The sequence below is a fragment of the Citrobacter sp. CK188 genome (assembly GCF_030333525.1).
Classification (GTDB): domain Bacteria; phylum Pseudomonadota; class Gammaproteobacteria; order Enterobacterales; family Enterobacteriaceae; genus Citrobacter_B; species Citrobacter_B koseri.
This window is the reverse complement of record NZ_JAOWFU010000029.1, coordinates 91,755-115,568: the sequence shown is the minus strand read 5'-3', so window position 1 is coordinate 115,568 and position 23,814 is coordinate 91,755. Positions and strand designations below refer to the sequence as shown.

The 23,814-nt window shown below is 53.6% G+C and carries 25 protein-coding genes and 1 pseudogene; 7 read left to right on the top strand and 19 right to left on the bottom strand.

Features of this window, described 5'->3' with window-relative positions; genetic code table 11:
• Positions 1–18: 18 nt before the first annotated feature.
• The 3 genes from OGV67_RS05915 to yfbV form a co-directional block, all read right to left on the bottom strand.
• Positions 19–696 (bottom strand): sugar phosphatase, encoded by a 678-nt coding sequence (locus OGV67_RS05915; protein ID WP_115609065.1) that lies wholly within the window; start codon positions 694–696, stop codon positions 19–21.
• Positions 689–1,183 (bottom strand): YfbU family protein, encoded by a 495-nt coding sequence (locus OGV67_RS05910; protein ID WP_012131483.1) that lies wholly within the window; start codon positions 1,181–1,183, stop codon positions 689–691. The genes OGV67_RS05915 and OGV67_RS05910 overlap by 8 nt, the downstream gene beginning before the upstream one ends.
• An 83-nt stretch (positions 1,184–1,266) precedes the next feature.
• The gene (yfbV, locus tag OGV67_RS05905) at positions 1,267–1,722 is read right to left on the bottom strand and encodes a terminus macrodomain insulation protein YfbV (RefSeq protein ID WP_003028087.1); all 456 of its coding nucleotides are present in this window, start codon (positions 1,720–1,722) and stop codon (positions 1,267–1,269) included.
• Positions 1,723–2,060: 338 nt separating this feature from the next.
• Here yfbV and ackA point away from each other — a divergent pair, with 338 nt between their 5' ends.
• The 3 genes from ackA to yfcC all read left to right on the top strand — a co-directional run bounded on the left by ackA (position 2,061) and on the right by yfcC (position 7,227).
• The gene (gene ackA, locus OGV67_RS05900; protein ID WP_012131481.1) at positions 2,061–3,263 is read left to right on the top strand and encodes an acetate kinase; all 1,203 of its coding nucleotides are present in this window, start codon (positions 2,061–2,063) and stop codon (positions 3,261–3,263) included.
• Between the two features lie 76 nt (positions 3,264–3,339).
• Complete coding sequence (gene pta, locus OGV67_RS05895; protein WP_024130156.1) at positions 3,340–5,484, top strand: phosphate acetyltransferase; 2,145 nt, start codon at positions 3,340–3,342, stop codon at positions 5,482–5,484.
• A 216-nt stretch (positions 5,485–5,700) separates the two neighbouring features.
• Positions 5,701–7,227, top strand: a complete 1,527-nt coding sequence (gene yfcC / locus OGV67_RS05890; RefSeq protein WP_047462338.1) for a putative basic amino acid antiporter YfcC — start codon at positions 5,701–5,703, stop codon at positions 7,225–7,227.
• A 104-nt stretch (positions 7,228–7,331) separates the two neighbouring features.
• Here yfcC and OGV67_RS05885 read toward each other — a convergent pair whose 3' ends face one another.
• From OGV67_RS05885 to OGV67_RS05865, 5 genes are all read right to left on the bottom strand, one after another.
• Positions 7,332–8,285 carry a transketolase family protein gene (locus OGV67_RS05885; RefSeq protein WP_115614656.1) on the bottom strand — a complete coding sequence of 318 codons (954 nt, stop codon included), beginning with the start codon at positions 8,283–8,285 and terminating at the stop codon, positions 7,332–7,334.
• Positions 8,278–9,108 carry a transketolase gene (locus OGV67_RS05880; RefSeq protein WP_049008599.1) on the bottom strand — a complete coding sequence of 277 codons (831 nt, stop codon included), beginning with the start codon at positions 9,106–9,108 and terminating at the stop codon, positions 8,278–8,280. The genes OGV67_RS05885 and OGV67_RS05880 overlap by 8 nt, the downstream gene beginning before the upstream one ends.
• The gene (locus tag OGV67_RS05875; protein ID WP_012131474.1) at positions 9,105–10,496 is read right to left on the bottom strand and encodes a PTS ascorbate transporter subunit IIC; all 1,392 of its coding nucleotides are present in this window, start codon (positions 10,494–10,496) and stop codon (positions 9,105–9,107) included. Before OGV67_RS05875 ends, OGV67_RS05880 begins: the two co-directional genes overlap by 4 nt.
• A gap of 22 nt (positions 10,497–10,518) precedes the next feature.
• Entirely contained in the window at positions 10,519–10,791 is a 273-nt protein-coding gene (locus OGV67_RS05870; RefSeq protein ID WP_024130155.1) for a PTS sugar transporter subunit IIB, read from the bottom strand.
• Between the two features lie 82 nt (positions 10,792–10,873).
• A complete protein-coding gene (locus tag OGV67_RS05865; RefSeq protein WP_024130154.1) occupies positions 10,874–11,317 on the bottom strand; it encodes a PTS sugar transporter subunit IIA in 444 nt (147 codons plus the stop codon).
• Positions 11,318–11,567: 250 nt separating this feature from the next.
• Here OGV67_RS05865 and OGV67_RS05860 point away from each other — a divergent pair, with 250 nt between their 5' ends.
• Positions 11,568–12,587: a LacI family DNA-binding transcriptional regulator gene (locus OGV67_RS05860; protein ID WP_012131471.1), complete on the top strand. Its 1,020-nt coding sequence runs from the start codon at positions 11,568–11,570 to the stop codon at positions 12,585–12,587.
• Positions 12,588–12,592: 5 nt separating this feature from the next.
• Here OGV67_RS05860 and yfcD read toward each other — a convergent pair whose 3' ends face one another.
• The 3 genes from yfcD to yfcF are packed head-to-tail and all read right to left on the bottom strand — an operon-like array spanning position 12,593 to position 14,454.
• On the bottom strand, positions 12,593–13,147 hold the full coding sequence (gene yfcD, locus OGV67_RS05855) for an NUDIX hydrolase YfcD (protein WP_012131470.1): 555 nt from the start codon (positions 13,145–13,147) through the stop codon (positions 12,593–12,595).
• A 55-nt stretch (positions 13,148–13,202) separates the two neighbouring features.
• Positions 13,203–13,754: a phosphodiesterase gene (gene yfcE, locus OGV67_RS05850; RefSeq protein WP_115614655.1), complete on the bottom strand. Its 552-nt coding sequence runs from the start codon at positions 13,752–13,754 to the stop codon at positions 13,203–13,205.
• A gap of 55 nt (positions 13,755–13,809) precedes the next feature.
• Complete coding sequence (gene yfcF / locus OGV67_RS05845; protein ID WP_047462323.1) at positions 13,810–14,454, bottom strand: glutathione transferase; 645 nt, start codon at positions 14,452–14,454, stop codon at positions 13,810–13,812.
• Positions 14,455–14,650: 196 nt separating this feature from the next.
• Between yfcF and folX the strand changes: the two genes are divergently transcribed.
• From folX to OGV67_RS05830, 3 genes are all read left to right on the top strand, one after another.
• Positions 14,651–15,013: a dihydroneopterin triphosphate 2'-epimerase gene (gene folX / locus OGV67_RS05840; protein WP_012131467.1), complete on the top strand. Its 363-nt coding sequence runs from the start codon at positions 14,651–14,653 to the stop codon at positions 15,011–15,013.
• A gap of 19 nt (positions 15,014–15,032) precedes the next feature.
• On the top strand, positions 15,033–15,926 hold the full coding sequence (locus OGV67_RS05835; protein ID WP_047462321.1) for a TIGR01777 family oxidoreductase: 894 nt from the start codon (positions 15,033–15,035) through the stop codon (positions 15,924–15,926).
• 70 nt (positions 15,927–15,996) lie between these two features.
• The gene (locus OGV67_RS05830; RefSeq protein WP_049008706.1) at positions 15,997–16,509 is read left to right on the top strand and encodes a GNAT family N-acetyltransferase; all 513 of its coding nucleotides are present in this window, start codon (positions 15,997–15,999) and stop codon (positions 16,507–16,509) included.
• 97 nt (positions 16,510–16,606) lie between these two features.
• Here OGV67_RS05830 and hisP read toward each other — a convergent pair whose 3' ends face one another.
• The 8 genes and pseudogenes from hisP to cvpA form a co-directional block, all read right to left on the bottom strand.
• Positions 16,607–17,380: a histidine ABC transporter ATP-binding protein HisP gene (gene hisP / locus OGV67_RS05825; RefSeq protein WP_049008687.1), complete on the bottom strand. Its 774-nt coding sequence runs from the start codon at positions 17,378–17,380 to the stop codon at positions 16,607–16,609.
• A gap of 7 nt (positions 17,381–17,387) precedes the next feature.
• Positions 17,388–18,104, bottom strand: coding sequence for a histidine ABC transporter permease HisM (hisM, locus tag OGV67_RS05820; protein ID WP_012131463.1), 717 nt, complete (start codon positions 18,102–18,104; stop codon positions 17,388–17,390).
• Entirely contained in the window at positions 18,101–18,787 is a 687-nt protein-coding gene (locus tag OGV67_RS05815; protein WP_012131462.1) for a histidine ABC transporter permease HisQ, read from the bottom strand. Before OGV67_RS05815 ends, hisM begins: the two co-directional genes overlap by 4 nt.
• Before the next feature lie 185 nt (positions 18,788–18,972).
• Positions 18,973–19,755: a histidine ABC transporter substrate-binding protein HisJ gene (hisJ, locus tag OGV67_RS05810; RefSeq protein WP_012131461.1), complete on the bottom strand. Its 783-nt coding sequence runs from the start codon at positions 19,753–19,755 to the stop codon at positions 18,973–18,975.
• A 248-nt stretch (positions 19,756–20,003) separates the two neighbouring features.
• Complete coding sequence (gene argT, locus OGV67_RS05805) at positions 20,004–20,786, bottom strand: lysine/arginine/ornithine ABC transporter substrate-binding protein ArgT (RefSeq protein ID WP_012131460.1); 783 nt, start codon at positions 20,784–20,786, stop codon at positions 20,004–20,006.
• A 288-nt stretch (positions 20,787–21,074) separates the two neighbouring features.
• A pseudogene (locus OGV67_RS05800) lies at positions 21,075–21,650 on the bottom strand (UbiX family flavin prenyltransferase); the annotation flags it as partial.
• A 91-nt stretch (positions 21,651–21,741) separates the two neighbouring features.
• Complete coding sequence (purF, locus tag OGV67_RS05795) at positions 21,742–23,259, bottom strand: amidophosphoribosyltransferase (RefSeq protein WP_012131457.1); 1,518 nt, start codon at positions 23,257–23,259, stop codon at positions 21,742–21,744.
• A 35-nt stretch (positions 23,260–23,294) separates the two neighbouring features.
• A complete protein-coding gene (gene cvpA / locus OGV67_RS05790) occupies positions 23,295–23,783 on the bottom strand; it encodes a colicin V production protein (protein WP_012131456.1) in 489 nt (162 codons plus the stop codon).
• Positions 23,784–23,814: the final 31 nt, after the last annotated feature.

The window sequence follows — 23,814 nt, the reverse complement described above, 5'->3', positions numbered from 1 at the left end:
TGCGGGGCTAAATCATGTTCAGGTATTTCTAAGAACGACCACGTTTCCGTTGGGCTGTTTGGTCACGGAAATGTGCTCAAGGCTGCTCAGGGCAAAATCGACGTCCGCAATGCGGGGCGTGTCCTCAGGCGCATTGACCGCAATGACATGACACCCGGCGGCCAGCCCGGAGAGAATCCCGGCAGGCGCGTCTTCCACCACCGCGCATTCCTGCGGCGAGAGGCCGAGCAGTTGAGCGCCCAGCAGATAGGCATCCGGTTCCGGTTTGCCGCGCTTCACGCGCTCAGCAGTAACAAACACCTCTGGCGCAGGAAGGCCGGCCGCCTGATGGCGCGCCCGCGCAACCGGCATCGAGCCTGAAGTAACGATAGCCCAGGGGATACCGGCTTTATTGAGATGATCCAGCAATTCGACCGCGCCCGGCAACGCCACAATCCCTGCCGTATCCGTCGCTTCTATCTGTTCCAGACGGGTAAACTCTGCGGCGATCTCCTCTTCCGGCTTTCCCGCCATGAAGTGTCGCAGAGAAGTGATAGCCTGCTTGCCATGAATAAAGCTCAGCACTTCATCATGCGTGAGGCCAAAACGATCGGCCCAGTTGCACCATGTCCGCTCTACAACGGGTAAGGAGTCAACCAACGTTCCATCCAGATCAAACAGAAAGCCTTTGCACTGCACGCTCACCCCCTCAGGCATTGATAATCTGATTAATTTCGTTCGAGCTCAGGTGATACTGGCGCGGGCAGGAGTGCCAGACATTCAGCATACGCTGGTATTTTTCCCACATCGGCGTCTGGGCATTAAAGCCATGCGTACCGGCATCAAAGTGGGTATAGCGCCCTTCCACGTTCACCATAAAGCGAACGTAGCCCAGATAACGCGCTTCGGTTGCGGCATCAAACCCGAGGAACGTCACGCGACGCTCGTCAATGGTCTGCGCGTCTTTCAGGTTAGTCCAGGACACATGTAAGGCGTGATACATCTCCATGATATCGATAATCGTGCGGCAGGTTTCTTCCTTCAGTTCGCCAAACTCACGATCCAGCTCACGCATCTGCAAGCCGTAGCCGCGTTCAATGATCGTTTGCAGACGGCGATAACGCTCGGCGTTGGTCGGGTCGAGCATGGTCATCATTTTGTACTGGTTAGACAAAATCAGACGTTGAGCGTTGGTCATTTCCATTTTGGGACTCCTGTATCACTCTACTGCGGTCAAAAAAAGAAGGCATTGGTATGCCTTCTTTTATATGCGTAATCAGGGGTCAATTACAAATCATCAAGGAAAGTTTTATCCAGTTGTTTGAAGGCGCGCTTAAGCGTGTCAGCTAATGCCTGGTAATCCGGCTTGCCCTCTACTGGCGACAACGCCTGCCCGGCTTCCTGCAATTTTCCCCGAACCTCATAGAACCAGTTCAGGATGGAAGGCGGGAGTGGCGTAACGGAGCGTTTTCCCAGCCACCACATGCCTTGCATCGGTAAACTGAGCGCAAACAGGGCTGTGGCAACCGCCGGGCCTAACTGACCGCCCAGCGCGATTTGCCAGCACAGCGTAAACACCGCGATCGGCGGCATAAAGCGAATGGCGTAACGCGTCATACGAATCACGCGGTTCTCAACAAAGACCGGCGCAAGGCGCTTTTCCATCGGCCACGTCTTTGCGTAGTGCTGCCCCCGGCGAAACAAACTAAAAAAATTCACGGAGCGATTATCCGGTGTCGACATGGCTTTACCTCAACTTCACATATAAAAATTCAAAAATTTGTGCAAAACAACAACTGCAAGGGACATCGTTCAAAACATTTTGTCATTGATACCCACTATCAGGTATCCTGTGTCGGCCTCTAAGGCCAGTAGTCCAAAATCATTGAGTCGTCAAATTTACATATAGTATGCCATTGGCTGAAAAATACGCAAAATGGCATAGACTCAAAGGTATTTCTTCCATCATGCCGAAAAAGATTATTGCGCATGATGTTAATCATAAACGTCAGCGTCATCATGCGTTACGCTCTATGGCTCACTGACGTTTTTTTAGCCACGTATCATAAATAGGTACTTCCATGTCGAGTAAGTTAGTACTGGTTCTGAACTGCGGTAGCTCCTCACTGAAATTTGCAATCATCGATGCAGCGAACGGTGAAGAATACCTTTCTGGTTTAGCCGAATGTTTCCATCTTCCTGAAGCACGTATCAAATGGAAAATGGACGGCAATAAACAAGAAGCGGCTTTAGGTGCAGGCGCCGCTCACAGTGAAGCGCTGAACTTTATTGTTAATACTATTCTGGCACAAAAACCAGAACTGTCTGCGCAGTTGACCGCAATTGGTCACCGTATCGTACACGGCGGCGAGAAGTATACCAGCTCCGTGGTCATTGATGACTCCGTTATCCAGGGCATCAAAGACGCTGCGCCGTTCGCTCCGCTGCACAACCCGGCTCACCTGATCGGGATTACTGAAGCGCTGAAATCCTTCCCGGAACTGAAAGAAAAGAACGTTGCAGTGTTCGACACCGCGTTCCATCAGACCATGCCGGAAGAGTCTTACCTGTATGCCCTGCCGTACAGCCTGTACAAAGAACACGGCGTACGTCGTTACGGTTTCCACGGCACCAGCCACTACTATGTGACTCAGGAAGCCGCAAAAATGCTGAACAAGCCGGTTGAAGAACTGAACATCATCACCTGCCATCTGGGCAACGGTGGTTCCGTTTCTGCAATCCGCAACGGCCAGTGCGTTGACACCTCTATGGGTCTGACCCCGCTGGAAGGTCTGGTGATGGGCACCCGTACCGGTGACATCGACCCGGCAATCATCTTCTTCCTGCATGACAACCTGGGCATGAACATCGATCAGATCAACAAAATGCTGACCAAAGAATCAGGTCTGTTGGGTCTGACCGAAGTCACCAGCGACTGCCGTTATGTTGAAGACAACTACACCGCTAAAGAAGATGCGAAACGTGCGATGGACGTATACTGCCACCGTCTGGCGAAATACATCGGCTCTTACACCGCGCTGATGGAAGGTCGTCTGGACGCAGTGGTCTTCACTGGCGGTATCGGTGAAAACGCGGCGATGGTGCGTGAGCTGTCTCTGGGCAAACTGGGCGTGCTGGGCTTTGAAGTCGATCACGAACGTAACCTGGCTGCCCGTTTCGGCAAATCTGGTTTCATCAACAAAGAAGGTACCCGTCCTGCGGTGGTTATCCCAACCAACGAAGAACTGGTTATCGCGCAAGACGCGAGCCGTCTGACTGCCTGATTTTACACCGCCAGCCTAGCTGGCGGTGCTGTTTTGTAACCCGCCTGAAACCGGCGGTAACGAAAGAGGATAAACCGTGTCCCGTATTATTATGCTGATCCCTACCGGAACCAGCGTCGGCCTGACCAGCGTCAGCCTTGGCGTCATCCGTGCTATGGAACGCAAAGGCGTTCGTCTGAGCGTCTTTAAGCCAATCGCCCAACCGCGCGCGGGTGGCAATGCGCCAGACCAGACTACCGCTATCGTTCGTGCAAACTCGTCTGTCCCGGCGGCTGAACCGCTGAAGATGAGCCACGTTGAATCTCTGCTGTCCAGCAATCAGAAAGATGTGCTGATGGAAGAGATCATCGCGAACTATCACGCGAACACCAAAGATGCGGAAGTGGTGCTGGTTGAAGGCCTGGTTCCGACGCGTAAACACCAGTTCGCTCAGTCTCTGAACTACGAAATCGCGAAAACGCTGAATGCGGAAATCGTCTTCGTGATGTCTCAGGGCACCGACACCCCGGAACAGCTGAATGAGCGTATCGAACTGACTCGCAGCAGCTTCGGCGGCGCGAAAAACACCAACATCACCGGCGTTATTGTTAACAAACTGAACGCACCGGTTGATGAGCAGGGCCGTACCCGCCCGGATCTGTCTGAGATTTTCGACGACTCTTCCAAAGCGAAAGTGGTGAAAGTCGATCCGGCTAAACTCCAGGAATCCAGCCCGCTGCCGGTTCTGGGCGCGGTGCCGTGGAGCTTCGATCTGATTGCAACCCGTGCAATTGACATGGCGCGTCACCTGAACGCTACCGTTGTGAACGAAGGCGATATCAACACCCGTCGCGTGAAGTCTGTCACGTTCTGCGCGCGCAGCATTCCGCACATGCTGGAGCACTTCCGTGCGGGTTCTCTGCTGGTGACTTCTGCTGACCGTCCTGACGTACTGGTTGCGGCTTGCCTGGCGGCAATGAACGGCGTGGAAATCGGCGCTCTGCTGCTGACCGGCGGCTACGAAATGGACGCGCGCATCTCTAAACTGTGCGAACGTGCTTTCGCAACCGGCCTGCCGGTATTCATGGTGAATACCAACACCTGGCAGACCTCTCTGAGCCTACAGAGCTTCAACCTGGAAGTTCCGGTTGATGACCATGAGCGTATCGAAAAAGTTCAGGAATACGTTGCTAACTACATCAACGCTGACTGGATTGAATCCCTGACCGCGACCTCTGAGCGCAGCCGTCGTCTGTCTCCGCCTGCATTCCGCTACCAGCTGACCGAGCTGGCGCGTAAAGCCGGTAAACGCGTCGTTCTGCCGGAAGGCGACGAACCGCGTACCGTTAAAGCGGCAGCCATCTGTGCTGAACGTGGCATCGCGACTTGCGTCCTGCTGGGTAACCCGGAAGAGATCAACCGCGTTGCCGCCTCTCAGGGCGTAGAACTGGGCGCAGGCATTGAAATCGTCGACCCGGAAGTGGTTCGCGAAAGCTATGTCGCTCGTCTGGTTGAGCTGCGTAAGAGCAAAGGCATGACCGAAACCGTCGCCCGCGAACAGCTGGAAGACAACGTGGTTCTCGGTACGCTGATGCTGGAACAGGATGAAGTTGACGGTCTGGTTTCCGGTGCGGTTCACACCACGGCAAACACCATTCGTCCGCCGCTACAGCTGATCAAAACAGCGCCGGGCAGCTCTCTGGTCTCTTCCGTGTTCTTCATGCTGCTGCCAGAACAGGTCTATGTTTACGGCGACTGCGCGATCAACCCGGACCCGACGGCAGAACAGCTGGCTGAAATCGCCATCCAGTCTGCGGAATCCGCAATTGCCTTCGGCATCGAACCGCGCGTTGCGATGCTCTCCTACTCCACCGGCACCTCTGGCGCAGGCAGCGACGTAGAGAAAGTGCGTGAAGCGACCCGTCTGGCGCAGGAAAAACGTCCTGACCTGATGATCGACGGCCCGCTGCAATACGACGCCGCAGTCATGGCTGATGTTGCGAAATCCAAAGCGCCGAACTCTCCGGTTGCAGGTCGCGCGACCGTGTTCATCTTCCCGGATCTGAACACCGGTAACACCACCTACAAAGCGGTACAGCGTTCTGCCGACCTGATCTCCATCGGGCCGATGCTACAGGGTATGCGCAAACCGGTGAACGACCTGTCCCGTGGCGCGCTGGTAGATGATATCGTCTACACCATCGCCCTGACCGCGATTCAGTCTTCACAGCAACAGCAGTAATCTGCTTTGTGTGCCGGATAGCGACGCTAAGGCGTCCTTATCCGGCCAGCACTTCATATCTAAGGTCTGGAAATAGCGATTATTTCCAGATTTTTTATGCCCGCCGAACCGGCATGAACGAAATCCGATTTTCCCGCTTAGCTGCGCTGTATCAATGAATAACTATTCCTCTGTTCGCATAATTATCTCTTTGCCTTGCAACAGGGATAGTGTGTTATGTCCGCAGTAACAGAATCACAATCGCGGCCTGCCAAAAAATGGGCGATGCCCGATACGCTGGTGATTATTTTTTTCGTCGCCATTCTGACCAGTCTTGCCACCTGGGTTGTTCCCGTCGGAATGTTCGACAGCCAGGAGGTGCAGTATCAGGTTGACGGGCAGACGAAAACCCGCAAAGTGGTCGATCCCCACTCTTTTCGTATTCTCACCAACGAAGCCGGTGAAGCGCAGTATCACCGCGTCCAGCTCTTTACAACCGGCGATGAAAGACCCGGCTTAATGAATTTCCCGTTCGAAGGATTAACCTCCGGTTCTAAATTCGGCACGGCTGTCGGCATCATCATGTTTATGCTGGTGATCGGCGGCGCGTTCGGCATCGTCATGCGTACAGGCACCATTGATAACGGTATTCTGGCGCTGATACGCCATACGCGCGGCAATGAGGTGCTGTTTATCCCGGTGCTGTTCATCCTCTTCTCACTGGGCGGCGCGGTTTTTGGTATGGGGGAAGAGGCCGTCGCCTTTGCGATTATTATCGCGCCGCTGATGGTGCGCCTGGGCTATGACAGCATTACCACCGTACTGGTCACCTATATCGCCACCCAGATTGGTTTTGCCAGTTCATGGATGAACCCCTTTTGCGTCGTGGTCGCGCAGGGGATTGCGGGCGTACCGGTCCTTTCCGGCTCAGGCTTGCGCATTGTTGTGTGGTTCGTTTCCACGCTGATTGGTCTTCTTTTTACCCTGACCTATGCCGCGCGGGTGAAAAAGAATCCCCATCTGTCGCGCGTCCATGAATCCGATCGCTATTTTCGTGAGAAGCAGGACGAAATCGCCCAACGTCCTTTCACCGCAGGCGACTGGCTGGTGCTGATTGTGCTGACCGGAGTGATGATTTGGGTTATCTGGGGAGTGATTGTTCACGCGTGGTTTATTCCTGAGATTGCCAGCCAGTTCTTCACGATGGGCGTGGTCATCGGCATCATTGGGGTTATTTTCCGCCTCAACGGTATGACAGTGAACATCATGGCCTCCTCGTTCACCGAAGGCGCCAGAATGATGATTGCCCCGGCCCTGCTGGTCGGCTTCGCCAAAGGTATTTTATTGCTCGTGGGCAACGGCGAGGCGGGCGACGCCAGCGTGTTAAATACCCTGTTGAACAGTATTGCTCACGGTATTAGCGGTCTGAACAACGCTGTCGCCGCATGGTTTATGCTGCTGTTTCAGGCCGTATTCAATTTCTTTGTTACCTCCGGTTCCGGTCAGGCAGCGTTAACGATGCCGCTTCTGGCTCCGTTAGGCGATCTGGTAGGCGTAAACCGTCAGGTTACGGTACTGGCCTTCCAGTTTGGCGATGGCTTCAGTCACATCATCTATCCAACGTCCGCATCGTTAATGGCGACATTAGGCGTGTGCCGGGTCGATTTTCGCAACTGGCTGAAGGTTGGCGCGACGCTGCTGGGGTTGCTGTTTATCATGTCCAGCGTGGTGGTTATCGGCGCGCAGTTGATGGGATACCATTGATCAAAAATGCCGGATGGCGACGCTGGCGCGTCTTATCCGGCCTACGAGTCAGGTTATTGTAGGCCGGATAAGCGGTAGCACCATCCGGCAACAATACATCGTTATTACAGCAGCGTTTTCGCCGCTTCCACAATGGCCTCTGCGGTCAAACCATACTCCTTCTGCAAGAAATCCTTCGTTCCGACCTGACCATAACGCTCTTTAACGCCGACGCGACGCATGGGCACCGGGCACGTTTCAACCAGCACTTCAGCCACGGCCGACCCAAGTCCATTATGAATGCTGTGGTTCTCACAGGTGACGATTCGCCCGGTTTTCTCCGCGTAATTTTTTACCAGCATGCGGTCGATGGGCTTGAGGGTAAACATATCGATAACCGCCGCGTTCACGCCATCCTGCTCCAGCTGGCGCGCCGCCTCCAGCGCCTCAGCAACCATAATGCCGTTGGCAATCAGCGTAATATCGCTGCCTTCACGCAGAACATTCCCTTTACCGATGGTGAACGTCGATCCCGGCGCATAAATGCTCGGGGCCTGTTTGCGGATGGTTCGAACCCAGTAAAAACCCTCAAGATCGATAAGCTGGCGCAAAATATCCTTAAACATGACGGCATCGGTCACTTCCAGCACGACCGAATGCGCCAGCCCGCGCACAATGCCCATATCTTCAAAAGACATATGGGTGCCGCCGTTATGGCAGGCAGTCACGCCGGCATCCGACGCGATCACCTTGACGTTGTTGCGCTGGTAATCAAGCGACATAAACAGCTGATCAAAACAGCGACGGCTGGCAAAGGCGGTGAAGGTATGGACAAACGGTTTGCGTCCGGTGAGCGATAGCCCTGCCGCAGTGCCGATCACATTGGCTTCCATAATGCCGCAGTTGATCACATGCTGAGGATAATCCCTCGCAACGCCGTCCATCGCCATAGAACTCATGAGATCCGCCTCAAGTGCGATAATCTGGCTTCCGGCCTCTATCTGCTCCGCCACAAATCCGGCGTACACTTTACGCATTTCCATGCTCTCTTTTTGTCCCGCGGGTGCAATCTTAATCATGCGCGGCCTCCAGTTGGCGAATCGTCTCGTTAAGCGCCTTTTTCATCTCATCGGTCAGACGCAGGTGATGGGAGTTGCTTAATTGCTCCAGGTAGGGCACGCCCTGTCCTTTAATACTGTCGAGGATCACCACGCGTGGACGGGCATCCGCCGCCGGAACCGGCTGAACGACCTCCAGCAGCCGGGCAATGTCATCGCCTTTCACGGTGACAACATCAAAACCGAAAGCGCGGAATTTCCCTTCCAGATCGAACGGGCAAATAATCTCATCCAGTTCGCCGTCCAGTTGCTGCTTGTTCCAGTCGATAAACACCGTCAGGTTGTTCAGGCGATGATGGGCGATAAACTGAAACGCTTCCCAGCACTGCCCTTCGTTCAGCTCGCCGTCGCCGACGATACAAAATACCCGATTCGGGCGCCCGGCAAGTTTGTGCGACAGCGCCATCCCCCCGGCAATCGAGATCCCCTGCCCCAATGAACCGGTCGTCGCATCCACGCCGCGCGTTTTTAACCTGTCTGGATGGCTCGGCAGACGGGTGCCGTTCTGGTTAAGCGTGTTCAGTTCTTCTGTCGGAAAGTAACCTTTAATCGCCAGCGTGCTGTAGAGCGCCGGGCCAGCATGACCTTTAGACAGCACAAAGTAATCGCGCTCCGGCCAGTCAGGGTCGGCCGGGTCAATCTTCATCACCGCGCCGTACAGCACCGCCAGCGTCTCCACTACCGACATGCTGCCACCGTAGTGGCCAAAGCCAAGCTGCGTCAATGACTTAAGAGTGGCAACGCGAATATCGCGCGCCAGTTGAGTAACTTCATTCACATTCATAATTTGGCTCCGGTATTCTCCTGCGTGTTACCCCCCGCAGATTTGTTTTTCGCAAACACGTTGTACGCCACCAGCAGCACGAACAACGCTACAACAAGCCCTGTGATGGCAAGCGGCGACAGGTAGCGCGCCAGATTGCCCAGCACAATCCCCACTGCGCCGAAATCAGCGTCTGAGAAGGTCGTATTCGCAAAGCCGATCGCCCCCAGCACGGGCAGCAGCAGAACGGGCAGGAAAGTGATCAACAGACCGTTGGCAAATGCGCCGATCATCGCGCCGCGACGCCCGCCGGTGGCGTTACCAAATACGCCAGCCGTCGCACCGGTAAAGAAGTGCGGCACCACGCCCGGCAGGATCAGCACCAGCTTCATCTGTCCGAGCAGGAACAGACCGACCAGGCCACCGAGGAAGCTAAACAGGAAGCCAATCAGCACCGCGTTAGGCGCATACGGATAGACGACCGGGCAGTCCAGCGCCGGGCGGGCGTTCGGCACCAGTTTTTCTGAGAATCCGGTAAAGGCCGGTACGATTTCCGCCAGAATCAGACGTACGCCCTGTAGGATGATGAACACACCCGCCGCAAAGGTGATCGCCATAATGATGGCGTAGACCAGGTAGTTCTGACCGCCGCTGAAGGTGCTCTCGACATATTCACGCCCCGCGCTCACCGCCATGATCAGATAGATAATCATCATGGTCAGAGAGATAGAGATCGAACTGTCGCGCAGGAAGCTTAAGTTTTTAGGCAGGTTCATCTCTTCGGTAGAGCGGGAACCTTTACCGCAAAGGCTGCCGATCCAGCCGGACAGCACATAACCCAGCGTGCCGAAGTGACCAAACGCGATATCATCAGTGCCGGTGATACGCTTCATATAGCGCTGCGCCAGCGCCGGGAAAAAGGCCATCACCAGCCCCAGAATCAGCGATCCGGTAAAGACGAGACCAACGCCGTCAAAACCGGCAACCGTCAGGATTACGCCGATCATACAGGCCATATAAAACGTATGGTGTCCTGTCAGAAAGATGTATTTCAGACGGGTAAAACGGGCGACCACAATATTCGCCACCATGCCAAAGGCCATGATCAGCGCCGTAGACGCCCCGTATTTTTCCAGCGCAATGGAAACAATCGCTTCGTTATTTGGAATAATCCCCTGGATATTAAATGCATGTTCAAACATTCCGCCGAGTGGATTTAAAGACCCGACCAGTACCGTTGCGCCGCCGCCCAGTACAATAAAACCTAAAATAGTTTTAATCGTGCCTTTCACCACGTCGGAAAACGCTTTTTTCTGCGCGACAAGGCCAATTAAGGCAATTAACCCCACCAGCACCGAGGGCACTTTTAAGATATCAACAACAAAATTCAGCGTTTCAAGGATAAACATATCCGCCTCGCTTGCAATAAGGTTATTGTTTGGCGAACCAGGCGCGCAGCTGCGCTTCAAGTTCATTAATATCGATAATGTTATTAATCACCACCAGCTGGCTTTCCGGCACGCTGGCGCTGGCGGCAATATCTTTCGCCATGACAAACAGATCCGCAGCGCCAGGCGTCGCCGAGGAGAGGTCGGAATGCTCAACATCGGCATCAATCTCAAGCTTCCTGAGCACTTTTTTAATATTCATTTCGACCATAAAACTACTGCCCAGGCCAGAACCGCAAATAGCCATAATTTTCATTATCATCACCTTCTTTTAAGTAGAGTACGCCCGCATCACGCAGGCGCGTAATGTGTCAGGTAATTCGGAATGCGTAATTAAATTAGAAACGTGCGATTATTGTTTTTATTTCCTCCAGCGACTTCGCCTGATGTAATTTATCCATATCGTCATCGCTGGAAAATAACTCTGCCAGCGCCGAAATCATTTCAATATGGCTGTGTTTGTCGGGTGCCGCGAGCATCACGATGATATCCACCGGATCGAACTCGCCCGCCCCAAATGAGACACCCTGCTCCAGCTTTAACAACGACAAGCCTAATCCCTTTGCTCCCTCTTCCGGTCGCGCATGCGGCATCGCCAGACCCGGCGCCAGAACGTAATACGCGCCCAGCTTATGATGCTGCTCAACAATCGCCGTCACATATTCAGGTGTGATAACGCCAGCATCCAGCAGCGGTCTGGCACATATTTCCAGCGCCTGCGGCCAGTTTTCCACCCTCGCCTGCCGCATGATGGTTGCATCCGTTAGCCAGTGATTGAGCACATGTCCTCCTCGCGTGATTGCCAGATATGAGCAAACTTTATTCAAGCGCTGAAACCTTATCTGTGATCATATTCACAAAGATAGCGCTATCAAAAGTTATCAGTCAGATATGTGATAGCGCTATCAAAATACAATCAACGCGTGAAATCACAGCCTTAAACCGGATTTAAGGCGTATACTGCTATTCCCGTGAAGCGATGAATGACAATAAAAAAACATCTCAATACGTTGTAATTGCGCAGGAATCTGTATGTCTATAACTCGAAAACGGCGTAGTACTGGTAAGGTGACCATCGCCGATGTTGCTCAGCTTGCCGGTGTCGGCACCATGACCGTGTCCCGTGCGTTACGCACGCCTGAGCAAGTTTCCGATAAACTCCGGGAAAAAATCGAAGCCGCAGTAAATGAACTCGGTTATATGCCCAATCTTGCCGCAAGCGCGCTGGCTTCCGCCTCGTCACGAACCATCGCGATGGTCGTCCCGAACCTCACGGAAGCCGGTTGTTCAGAAATGTTTGCCGGACTTCAGCAAGTTTTACAGCCTGCGGGATACCAGATTATGCTGGCGGAGTCCCTCCACCATCTCGAACAGGAAGAGAAACTGCTGGAGACGCTGCTGGCCTCCAACATCGCCGCCGCCATCTTACTCAGCGTCGAGCACAGCGACACGGTGCGTCACTGGTTAAAAAACGCGTCGATTCCGGTGATGGAAATTGGCGCCATTCGTACCGATCCGATTGATATGAATATCGGTATTGATAACGTCGCGGCAATGTACGAACTGACCGAAATGCTCATTCAGCGCGGTTATCAGAATATTGGCCTGCTTTGCGCCAATCAGGAGCAGTGGATCTTTCAACAGCATTTGCAGGGCTGGTACAAGGCGATGTTGCGCCACCATATGTCGCCCAATCGCGTGATTAACGCCGCCCTGCCGCCAAACTTTTCCACCGGCGCCTCGCAGCTTCCCGAATTTATTCTGGCGTGGCCCGAGCTGGACGCGCTGGTGTGCGTATCCGATGAGCTGGCTTGCGGTGCATTATATGAGTGTCAGCGCAGACGGATCAAAGTCCCTGACGATCTGGCGGTGGTAGGATTCGGCGACAGCGATGTGAGCCGGGTTTGTCAGCCGCCGTTAACGACAATGGCCGTACCGCATCGTAAGATAGGCCTTGAAGCCGGACGCGCGCTGCTGGAACGTCTGAAGGATGGCAACTGGAGCGATCGGAAACAGATCGCCTCCAGTTTATGCCTGCGGGATAGCTGTTAGAGACCTTATTCCGTCTCTTCTTGCTTCTCTTGCTTTGCCGATTCATTGTTGGCATTGCGGGTCATCCACAACGCCAGCGCTTTCAATGAGTCCGGGGTGAATTCATCGCAACGCGCCGTAATTTCTTCCGGCGTCAGCCAGCAGACTTCGCTGATCTCTTCTTCCTGAAGCGCGAATGGCCCATGAGAAACGCAGCTAAATAATCCGCCCCAGACACGGCAATTATCATCTTCAAAATAGAACTGACCGTGCTCAGCAAACGGCACGCCTGCGATACCCAGTTCTTCTTCCGCTTCACGTCGTGCAGACTCCAGCAGTTGCTCATCGGCCTGCACCACCCCACCTGCGGTGGCATCTAACATGCCGGGCAAAAAGTCTTTTGTCTCAGTACGGCGTTGAACCAGAATTTTGCCCATACCATCATGCACGACGATATACGTTGCACGATGACGTAAGCGCTGCGCTCGCATTTGCTCCCGGCTGGATTGCGCAATGACTTCGTTCTCTTCATTCACAATATCCACCCATTCAGTACTTGCCAAACGACGCTGTTCCACCATCAGGAAACCTTCTTTTTCTGGCGCTCTTACGGCGCATTTACAATTGTGGGGTAAATTACGGATTAATCGCGACCTGCGCAATGATACTTTGATCATTGAGTGCGATTACGCTCAAAACATTATCATCCAGAATGCCGTAGCTTGCTGCAAACCCACCTTTCGGGATGCTGACTGAGCCTGGATTAAAGTGATACAGCTCGCCGCGTTTTTCAGCGACCGGCAGATGAGTATGCCCATAAGCAAGAACGTCGCCCGCATTTAACGCGGGTACATTATCCGTCCCGAACAGGTGTCCGTGGGTCAGGAAGATGCGCCGGTTTTCCAGCAGCACTTGCTGCCACGGCGCGGTTATCGGGAAATGGAGCAGCATCTGATCCACTTCGCTGTCACAGTTTCCCCGTACCGCAATAATACGCGCCGCCTGCTCGTTCAGGCGTTCTGCCACCTGCGCCGGTGCGTAGCCTTCCGGCAGCGCGTTACGCGGCCCGTGATAAAGCACATCACCCAGTATCACCAGCCATTGCGCGCCACTTTGCGCAAACCGTTCAAGTACGCGCTCTGTCGCAGGTAACGAACCATGAATGTCCGATGCAAACATCAGTTTCATCACTCACTCCTCGTCATAAAAAACCGCTCTATGATACTGGATTATACGCGGATTATCAGCCGGAACGCTTTGCGGAAAGCGCAATAAAACGTTGAACGGAGGCGCGCTGCCACTGGAATGCTGCATATTCCGCCAGTGCCTCAGGAATCTCGTCGCCGTTCAGTACGAGGCGGTTAAGCATGAGCGCCAAATCGGTATCCGCAATACACCATTCGCCAAATAAATTCGGCTTACCGTGAGCGAGCAAACCACTGGCCGTCGCCACCAGTTTTGCCGCGCTCTCTTTCCCTGCTTCGCTTAACGGGCCTTTCCTGGCCGCCGCAAAGACCACATCCGTCGAACGTTCCTCGCGAATGGGCATTAAATCACTGCGTAACCACGCCTGAATCTGGCGCGCGCGGGCGCGTTTTTGCAGATCGTGCGGGTAGATGCGCTCCCACTGCGGCGGCGCAAAGCGATCTTCCAGATACTCGGTAATCGCCGACGACTCGCTAAGCTCAAAGCCATCGATTTCCAGCACCGGGACGCGGCGCGTTAACGCGTAGCCCTGCCATGAGGGCTGCAAATGCTCGCCGCTGCTCAGGTCAACGGTTTTGAGGCTAAAAGGCAGTCCTTTCTCCTGCAAGGCAACATAAACGGATAAGACGTAAGGAGAGAAAAAGTTAGCGTCTGACCAAAGCGTAATCTCGGGTTTGCTCATAATGTCCTCTTCGTTCTTTGGGCTTTCTCTCAAAATATAGAGTCTTTCGCATACTGTCACCTGATGAAAACTCATACTGAGCCCGGCAACAGAACGCGCAAGACTGCGGCCTTAGCAGAAGCCTGAGAGTCAGAGCGAATAACGTGGCCGGGTTCTCGTGTATCATGCAAAGGTTCAACCATGGAGGACGCCTGCAATGTCACAACCTGACGCTATTATTCGTATAAAAAACCTTCGTCTGCGCACGTTTATCGGTATCAAAGAGGAAGAGATCCTCAACCGCCAGGATATTGTTATTAACGTTGCCATTCACTATCCGGCGGAAAAAGCCCGCGTAAGCGAGGACATCAACGACGCGCTGAATTACCGCACCATCACAAAAAACATTATTCAGCATGTGGAGAGCAACCGATTCTCGCTGTTAGAAAAATTAACTCAGGATGTGCTCGACATCGCACGCGAACATCACTGGGTCACTTATGCTGAAGTAGAGATCGACAAACTTCATGCGCTGCGTTATGCCGATTCCGTCTCCATGACGCTCAGCTGGCGACGTTAAGCGCTATCCGGGAGGAAACATGCAGATTCTGATTACCGGCGGTACTGGCCTGATAGGACGCCACCTGATTCCCCGTTTGCTGGAGCTGGGGCATCAGGTGACGGTCGTCACACGGAGTCCCGATAAGGCGCGCCAGCTTCTCGACTCCCGGGTTGCGCTGTGGAAAGGGCTGGAGGACAGGCAGAACCTCAACGACATAGACGCCGTGGTCAACCTTGCTGGCGAGCCTATCGCCGACAAACGCTGGACCGCGCAGCAAAAAGAGCGTTTGTGTCAAAGCCGCTGGTCCATCACGCAAAAGCTGGCGGATTTGATCAACGCCAGCGAGACGCCCCCGGCCGCGTTAATTTCCGGGTCTGCCGCAGGCTATTACGGCGATCTGGGCGAAGTTGTCGTAACGGAAGAAGAGCCGCCGCATAACGAATTTACCCATAAGTTATGCGCGCGTTGGGAGCAGATTGCCTGTAGCGCGCAAAGTGATAAAACGCGCGTTTGTCTGCTACGCACCGGCGTCGTCCTGGCGCCGGAAGGCGGCATTCTGGCCAAAATGATCCCGCCGTTTCGCCTGGGGCTGGGAGGGCCAATTGGCAATGGGCGTCAGTATCTGGCCTGGATCCATATCGATGATATGGTAAACGGTATTCTCTGGCTGCTGGATAACGACCTGCGCGGCCCGTTCAATATGGTTTCGCCTTATCCGGTTCGTAATGAACAGTTCGCCCATGCGCTGGGTCATGCGCTGAACCGCCCCGCAATCCTGCGCGTTCCCGCGACCGTCATCCGCCTGTTAATGGGGGAATCATCGGTACTGGTGCTGGGCGGACAGCGCGCATTGCCAAAAAGACTGGAGGCGGCGGGGTTTTCATTTCGCTGGTACGATTTAGAAGAAGCGCTGGCCGATGTGATCCGTTAAACCATTCACCTGGTCACTGTAGCCATTCCAGTGGTAAGGTAGTATGCCTGACTTCTGGAATGGCGATTTTATGGCGATAATAACCACCTCCCGATTGACCCTCTCCCTTTTTCAACCTACTGACTGGTCCTTTTTTCTCGCACTGCGTGAAAACCCTGAAATCATGCGTTATATGGCTGATATCACGCCGGAAAAAGATACTCGCCTGCTGTTCGCCCGTCGCCTCGTCTCAAAGCATACCTTCGTCATCCGCCTGCATAACAGCGATAAGCCTTTGGGCGACATTGGCTTACAAATTAGCCACCATTATCCGCAGGAAGCCGATATCGGCTATACGGTGCTCCCGGAAGCGCAAGGGAGAGGGATCGCCACAGAAGCCTTATATGCCGTCTGCGATTACGCCTTTACGCATACCAGCGTGAAAGCGATAAACGCCTATGTGCTGGCAGAGAATCACGCGTCTGTGCGCGTGCTGGAAAAGCGTGGTTTTACGCGGACTCAGGTGCTGGAAAACGCCTATGAGGTGAACGGCATCCGGTATGACGAATGGGTATACCGTCTGGAAAGCGAAATGGGGCGATAATCGCCGGATGGCGGCGATGCCTTATCCGGCCTACGTGTCGGCCCGGTAAGCACAGCGCCACCGGGCAAAATTGTTTCTCTGAGCGACGGATAAACCGCTACTTCAGCGAACCTTTCAGGAACTGTTGCAAACGCGGGCTTTGCGGGTTGCCGAATACCTGCTCTGGATCGCCTTCTTCTTCGATTTTCCCCTGATGCAGGAAAATCACATGGGTGGAAACATGGCGGGCAAACCCCATTTCATGCGTCACCACCACCATCGTTTTCCCCTCTTCCGCTAACTGCTGCATGATACGCAAGACTTCGCCTACCAGTTCGGGGTCAAGCGCCGATGTCGGCTCATCAAACAGCAGCACCTCAGGTTCCATCGCCAACGCGCGGGCAATTGAGACGCGCTGCTGCTGACCACCTGAGAGGTGTACCGGGTATTTTCCCTGCGCACGTTCATCAATACCAACTTTCGCCAGGTATTTCACCGCACGCTCGCGCGCTTCATGTTTGCTTAATCCCAGCACCTGAATCGGCGCTTCCATAACGTTCTCCAGCACCGTCATGTGGCTCCAGAGATTGAAGTGCTGAAATACCATCGTCAGGCGCGTACGCAGCAGCCGCAGCTGGTTTTTATCGGCGACCTTGAGCTGGCCGTCTTTATCACGCACCAGGGAAATATTCTGGCCGCTCACCACAATCGACCCTTCGCTCGGTTTTTCGAGGAAGTTAATACAGCGCAGAAAGGTACTCTTACCGGAGCCAGACGATCCGATAATACTGATCACATCTCCGGCGTTAGCCTGTAGCGATACCCCTTTCAGCACCTCATGTTCGCCGTAGCGCTTGTGCAAATCGATAACGTTTAATTTATTCTCAGACATCGTATTCTCAGTGCGTTGAAGAAGGTTTCACGTGCTGGAGCCAGCGCTTTTCCGCTTTACGGAACAGGCTAATCAGGACATACGAAATAATCAAATACAGCACAGCGGCAATGCCGAATGCGGTAAACGGTTGATAGGTTGCCGAGTTAATATCACGGGCGATTTTCAGCAAATCCGGCACCGTCGCGGTAAATGCCAGCGCGGTTGAGTGCAGCATCAGGATCACTTCGTTACTGTATGCTGGCAGCGCGATACGCAGCGCGGAAGGTAAAATAATACAGCGATACATTTTGAACGATGAGAAGCCATACGCCCGCGCCGCTTCAATTTCCCCGTGCGGTACTGAACGGATGGCGCCAGCGAAAATCTCCGTGGTATAGGCGCAGGTATTCAGCGTCAACGCCAGAACGGTACAGTTAAGACCGCTACGGAAAAACGCGTTGAGGAGATCGGTTCCTTTCACGATCTCCAGCGTGTACATCCCGGAATAGAACACCAGGAGCTGCACATACAGCGGCGTACCGCGAAAAACATAGGTAAACAACCAGATGGGGAACTGGATAAATTTGTTGCTGGAAACGCGGCCAATCGCCAAAAACAGCGCCAGAATGCCGCCCATCACCACCGAGGAGATCAGCAACCACAGCGTAATGGCCACGCCGGTAAAGCGATAACCATCGCTCCAGAGCAGGGATTTCCAGTACTCCTGAATAATCTCGATCACAGGTCAGCCCTCTTCACACCCACGGAGTAGCGGCGCTCGAGGAACAGCAGCACACCATTGGAAACCGTTGTAAATACCAGATAAATCAGCCCGCACACTACGGCGAAATAGAATGGCTCCCAGGTACTCTTGCCGGCCAGCTGCGTGGCTTTGACCACATCTTCCAGCCCGAGCAGCGAAACCAGCGCCGTCGCTTTGAGGATAACCTGCCAGTTATTACCAATCCCCGGTAAGGCGTAGCGCATCATCGCCGGGAACATAATCCGCCGGAATATTTGCGAACCGGTGAAACCGAATGCCGTCGCCGCTTCAATATGCCCTTTTGGCACCGCCATAAACGCGCCACGGAAGGTTTCCGTAAAGTACGCGCCATAGATAAAACCCAGGGTGATAATACCGGCGACCATCGGATCAATATCAATCTGCCCTATTCCCATCGCGTCGGTCACCGCATTGAGCGCGATTTGCAACCCGTAGAAAATCAGCAGCATTAAAACCAGATCCGGCACCCCACGAATCAGGGTGGTATAGCCTTCGAAAATAAGTCCCGTCACCCGGTTTTGCGAAAGTTTCGCGCCCGCGCCGACAAGACCGATCAGCACGGCCAGCACAACTGAGCTGAGGGCCAGCTCAAGCGTGACAAGCGCGCCCTGAAAAATAACACCTGAAAACCCGTACAACATGCTGCCTGTCCTGTCGTGTGTGGTGAGTAAGACGCCTCTTTTGATCTCAGTCGAGCCGTTAAATGCCGGATGGCGGCTTTGCCTTATCCGACCTACAAAATCTCTGTAGGCCTGATAAGCGCAGCGCCATCAGGCATAAAATCAGCGCGTCAAAAATCTGCGGGCGTTATCTGCACCAGCGGCGATTAACCGCCGTAAACATCAAAATCAAAGTACTTTTTCGCCAGCTTCTCGTAAGTACCGTCAGCACGCATTTCCGCAAATGCTTTGTTCAGGGCTTCGCGCAGTTCGTTATCCTCTTTGCGCAGCCCCATACCTGTACCCACACCGAACAGTTTCTCGTCTTTCACCGACGGGCCGCCGAATTTGTAATCTTTGCCCACAGGCTGCTTCAGGAAGCCTTCGCTGGCTGCGACTTCATCCTGGAAAGCGGCATCGATACGCCCTGCCGTCAGGTCGGAATAGATATTGTCCTGACCCTGGTAAGAGACGATTTCAATGCCTTTCGGCGCCCAGTGCTCATTACCAAACGTTTCCTGCGTGGTGCCCTGCAATACGCCAACACGCTTGCCTTTCAGGGACTCAACGGTCGGCTGGATATCAGAATCTTTGGCGACGACCAGGCGAGAGTCTGCTGCATAGAACTTGTCGGTAAACGCGATTTCCTGCTGACGCTTTTCGGTGATGGAAAGCGAGGACATGATGGCATCGATTTTCTTCGCTTTTAACGAGGGGATCAGCGCATCCAGCGGGTTTTCCACGAAGGTACATTGTGTATTAATGCGTTTGCACAGCTCTTTGGCCAGATCGATATCAAAACCGACCAATTCACCCTGTGCATTTTTCGATTCAAAAGGGGCATAAGTCGGATCGGTACCGATACGAACTTTTTGCGGAATGGCTGCAAATGCTGCGGTAGCACTGGAGAAAGCCAGGACCAGAGAAAGAGACAACACCAGTTTTTTCATAACTATCCTCAACAGACTGTCTTTTATAGGGGATCTTTACAGGACCAGGTGCAGTTATCGTGCCATTAATCGGGCCGACAAGGCAAAGCATTCTACCCTGTCAGCCGGTTTATTTTGCATGAAAAGCGCTTAAGTATGCATTCATGCTCATTTTGACAGCGACAAACGCACCATGATGGTGCAAATCTCTCATCACGCACCGTGATGGTTAACCAAAACGGTGCGCAACACTCCCCCGCAGCGACCTGTCAGTCGCCGTAGACGTTAAAGTCAAAGTACTTTTTCGCCATCTTGTCGTAGGTGCCGTCAGCACGCAGATCGCTCAGCGCTTTATCAAACGCCGCTTTCAGCTCGGTATCGTCTTTACGCAAGCCAACCCCGGTGCCGTCGCCAAAGTACTTTTTATCTTTCACGGAAGGACCGGCAAACGCATAGTCCTTGCCCGCAGGCTGTTTGAGGAACCCTTCGCTGGCCGCAACTTCATCCTGCAATGCAGCATCAAGACGGCCCGCCGTCAGGTCGGAATAGATGAGATCCTGGTTCGCGTAGGCCACAACATCCACGCCTTTGCTGCGCCAGTTATCATTCGCATAGGCTTCCTGAGTGGAGCCTTGCAGTACGCCAACGTGCTTGCCCTTCAGCGAGTCAATCGTCGGCTGGACAGATGAGCCTTTCGCGGCAATCAGGCGCGAGTCGGCGGCATACAGTTTGTCGGAGAAGGCAATCTCCTGCTGGCGTTTCTCGGTAATGGAGAGCGATGAAATGATGGCATCGATTTTCTTCGCTTTCAGGGAAGGAATCAGCGCGTCAAAATCGCTGCCGACCCAGGTGCATTTGATCTGCATACGCTTGCACATCTCATTGCCCAGATCGATATCAAAACCGACAAAATCCCCTTTGGCATCTTTCGATGAGAAAGGCGCATATGTCGCGTCTGTACCAATACGAACCGTCTGCGGTAGCGCTGCGTAGCTGGCCGCCGTTGCGGAAAGTCCTACCAGCAAAGACAAAGCGAGAACTGTCTTCTTCATACATAACCCTCAAGTGGCGTAATTTTATTATGTTTTGCATTGTGTTGTGTGTTTGCAGACTTTTTCATGCAGGTCTTATGCCATTTTCACGTCGGCGTCCCTATTTGACGTTAAATATGTTAATAAAACGTTGCAATATTGTCCTGATGTTGAAGATAGCAGGTATGACGGTTGAACCGCAGCGTTTCGGTCGCTTTTAGCGAATTAAATGTTGAGGATATGATCGCGGTTACAAAATTGCCCTGAAACAGGGCAATTTGTGCAAAAACGCACTGTGAACGGGCAGCGTTATGCGCCCTGCCAACGGGTGAAAAGATCGTGCGGCAACGTGATATCAAACTGATCCAGAACACGATTAACCGTCTGATTAATCACATCATCCAGCGTTTGCGGGCAATGATAAAACGCGGGAACCGGTGGCATAATAACGGCGCCAATTTCAGCCGCCTGAGTCATGAGGCGCAGGTGTCCTAAATGCAGCGGCGTTTCCCGCACGCACAACACCAGCGGGCGGCGCTCTTTCAGGACAACATCCGCCGCACGGGTGAGAAGTCCGTCAGTATAGCTGTGCACAATACCGGAGAGCGTTTTGATCGAGCACGGTAAAATCACCATCCCCGCCGTCTGAAAGGAGCCAGAAGAGATACTGGCGGCAATATCGCGCGCATCATGGGTGACATCGGCCAGAGCCTGCACCTCCCGCAAGGAAAATTCGGTTTCCAGCGCAAGCGTCTGACGCGCAGCCGGGCTCATCACCAGGTGGGTCTCCACATCCGCCATGTCACGCAGAACCTGCAACAAGCGCACGCCATAAATCGCGCCGCTGGCGCCGCTAATCCCTACAATGAGTCGTTTCATGATTTTTGCCCTTTCTTGCGTCTGGGCTGACTTTGCAGGATTTTACGGGGCGTTGCAAGCAAGGGCGCGGATTGCGCGCCCTTGCCGGGAGGAGAGATTAACCTTCGTTATGCATTTCCAGGTTTTCCACTTCGTTCTGACGCTGCATCGCTTTGACGTCATCATTACGCAGGGAATCCAGATAATCGAGATACTGCTGGTCAACGTCTTTTGTGACATACACGCCGTTAAAGACCGAACATTCAAACTGCTGAATATCCGGGTTCTCAGCACGAACAGCTTCAATCAGATCGTCCAGATCCTGGAAGATAAGCCCATCAGCGCCGATGATCTGGCGAATTTCATCCACTTCACGACCGTGAGCAATCAGCTCATTTGCCGTCGGCATATCGATACCGTAAACGTTCGGGAAGCGAATTTCCGGTGCCGCAGAAGCCAGATAGACCTTCTTCGCGCCGGCTTCACGGGCCATCTCAATAATCTGTTCAGAGGTGGTGCCGCGCACGATGGAGTCATCCACCAGCAGGACGTTCTTATCGCGGAATTCAGCGCGGTTGGCGTTCAGCTTGCGACGCACAGACTTACGGCGCAACTGCTGGCCCGGCATGATAAACGTCCGGCCAACGTAACGGTTTTTCACAAAGCCCTGGCGGTACGGTTTACCCAGAATGCGGGCGATTTCCAGCGCGATATCGCAGGAGGTTTCTGGAATCGGGATCACCACGTCGATATCCAGATCTTCCCATTCACGGGCAATTTTTTCGCCCAGCTTCGTCCCCATATTCACGCGGGCGCTGTAGACGGAAATTTTATCGATGAACGAGTCCGGGCGCGCAAAGTAGACGTATTCGAACAGGCACGGATTGCTGACCGGGTTATCCGCGCACTGGCGGGTAAACAACTGGCCTTTTTCGGTGATGTACACCGCTTCGCCCGGCGCCACATCGCGCAGGAATTCGAAGCCCAGCGTATCAAGCGCCACGCTTTCGGACGCAACCATATATTCAGTGCGGCCATCGCCAATGTCGCGTTTGCCCAGCACCAGCGGGCGGATGCCGTTCGGATCGCGGAAAGCCACCATACCGTGCCCGATAATCATCGCCACACAGGCATACGCGCCGCGAATCTGGCGGTTGGTCGCGGCAATGGCGGCAAAAATGTTATCGGCTTCCAGCGGGTAATGACGGAAGTTATCCAGCTCGCTGGCAAAAATATTGAGCAGGATTTCAGAATCTGACGTGGTGTTGATGTGACGACGTTTTTCTTCAAACAGCTTTTTACGCAGCTCATGCGCGTTGGTCAGGTTGCCGTTATGAGCAAGCGTGATGCCATACGGCGAGTTGACGTAAAAAGGTTGAGCTTCGGAGGCGCTGGAGCTGCCAGCCGTTGGGTAACGCACATGCCCGATGCCCATATTGCCCTGCATACGCTGCATATGGCGAGCTTCAAAAACATCGCTCACCAGTCCGTTTGCCTTACGCAAGCGGAAGCAGTTGTTGGCATCAATGGTGATGATGCCAGCGGCATCCTGACCACGATGCTGGAGCACCGTTAACGCGTCATAAATCGACTGGTTTACCGGCATAACACCGGCGATACCGACAATACCGCACATACGTCTTTTCCTCGTTAAGCCACATCTCAGAACCGTTACGTTCTGGGCAAGAAACTTGACGAGCTTTGCAGATAGTCAAAGAACCATCTGATGATGAAACTGAACTGCGGGATAAGCTGCGACTTGCTCCAGTCTTCGCTTTTCGACAGACCGGTAAACGTATCGAGAAAGAACAGAATGGCGGCGACGATTAACGCTCCTCGCAGCGCGCCAAAACAGATCCCCAACACCCTGTCAGTACCCGACAGGCCGGTTTTCTCCACCAGCTGACCTATCACAAAGTTCACGATAGCGCCGACGATAAGCGTCGCGATAAACAGTATCGCGATAGCAATCCCATTTCGAACCAGTTCGTCTTCAAAGCCCGTAAACCAGACAGACAGGTAAGTGTAGTAATGGCTGGCGACAAAGAAAGCACAACCCCATGTCACCAACGATAACGCTTCACGAACAAAGCCACGGATCAGGCTAACCAGACAGGAAAAACCAATCACCGCGATAATGGCGTAATCAATCCAGACCATATGTGTCCCACGATTTTACGCCCTGTCGTCC

Excerpts from the sequence above, each read along its gene's own strand:
- hisJ (WP_012131461.1), bottom strand. The coding sequence starts at position 19,755 with ATGAAAAAACTGGTGTTGTCTCTTTCTCTGGTCCTGGCTTTCTCCAGT.
- OGV67_RS05830 (WP_049008706.1), top strand. The coding sequence starts at position 15,997 with ATGGCGATAATAACCACCTCCCGATTGACCCTCTCCCTTTTTCAACCT.
- hisP (WP_049008687.1), bottom strand. The coding sequence starts at position 17,380 with ATGTCTGAGAATAAATTAAACGTTATCGATTTGCACAAGCGCTACGGC.
- OGV67_RS05880 (WP_049008599.1), bottom strand. The coding sequence starts at position 9,108 with ATGAATGTGAATGAAGTTACTCAACTGGCGCGCGATATTCGCGTTGCC.
- purF (WP_012131457.1), bottom strand. The coding sequence starts at position 23,259 with ATGTGCGGTATTGTCGGTATCGCCGGTGTTATGCCGGTAAACCAGTCG.
- OGV67_RS05885 (WP_115614656.1), bottom strand. The coding sequence starts at position 8,285 with ATGATTAAGATTGCACCCGCGGGACAAAAAGAGAGCATGGAAATGCGT.
- OGV67_RS05835 (WP_047462321.1), top strand. The coding sequence starts at position 15,033 with ATGCAGATTCTGATTACCGGCGGTACTGGCCTGATAGGACGCCACCTG.
- OGV67_RS05910 (WP_012131483.1), bottom strand. The coding sequence starts at position 1,183 with ATGGAAATGACCAACGCTCAACGTCTGATTTTGTCTAACCAGTACAAA.
- OGV67_RS05875 (WP_012131474.1), bottom strand. The coding sequence starts at position 10,496 with ATGTTTATCCTTGAAACGCTGAATTTTGTTGTTGATATCTTAAAAGTG.
- OGV67_RS05915 (WP_115609065.1), bottom strand. The coding sequence starts at position 696 with ATGCCTGAGGGGGTGAGCGTGCAGTGCAAAGGCTTTCTGTTTGATCTG.
- yfcD (WP_012131470.1), bottom strand. The coding sequence starts at position 13,147 with ATGGTGGAACAGCGTCGTTTGGCAAGTACTGAATGGGTGGATATTGTG.
- yfcC (WP_047462338.1), top strand. The coding sequence starts at position 5,701 with ATGTCCGCAGTAACAGAATCACAATCGCGGCCTGCCAAAAAATGGGCG.
- folX (WP_012131467.1), top strand. The coding sequence starts at position 14,651 with ATGTCACAACCTGACGCTATTATTCGTATAAAAAACCTTCGTCTGCGC.
- ackA (WP_012131481.1), top strand. The coding sequence starts at position 2,061 with ATGTCGAGTAAGTTAGTACTGGTTCTGAACTGCGGTAGCTCCTCACTG.
- OGV67_RS05870 (WP_024130155.1), bottom strand. The coding sequence starts at position 10,791 with ATGAAAATTATGGCTATTTGCGGTTCTGGCCTGGGCAGTAGTTTTATG.
- OGV67_RS05860 (WP_012131471.1), top strand. The coding sequence starts at position 11,568 with ATGTCTATAACTCGAAAACGGCGTAGTACTGGTAAGGTGACCATCGCC.
- yfcF (WP_047462323.1), bottom strand. The coding sequence starts at position 14,454 with ATGAGCAAACCCGAGATTACGCTTTGGTCAGACGCTAACTTTTTCTCT.
- yfbV (WP_003028087.1), bottom strand. The coding sequence starts at position 1,722 with ATGTCGACACCGGATAATCGCTCCGTGAATTTTTTTAGTTTGTTTCGC.
- yfcE (WP_115614655.1), bottom strand. The coding sequence starts at position 13,754 with ATGAAACTGATGTTTGCATCGGACATTCATGGTTCGTTACCTGCGACA.
- OGV67_RS05815 (WP_012131462.1), bottom strand. The coding sequence starts at position 18,787 with ATGTTGTACGGGTTTTCAGGTGTTATTTTTCAGGGCGCGCTTGTCACG.
- cvpA (WP_012131456.1), bottom strand. The coding sequence starts at position 23,783 with ATGGTCTGGATTGATTACGCCATTATCGCGGTGATTGGTTTTTCCTGT.
- argT (WP_012131460.1), bottom strand. The coding sequence starts at position 20,786 with ATGAAGAAGACAGTTCTCGCTTTGTCTTTGCTGGTAGGACTTTCCGCA.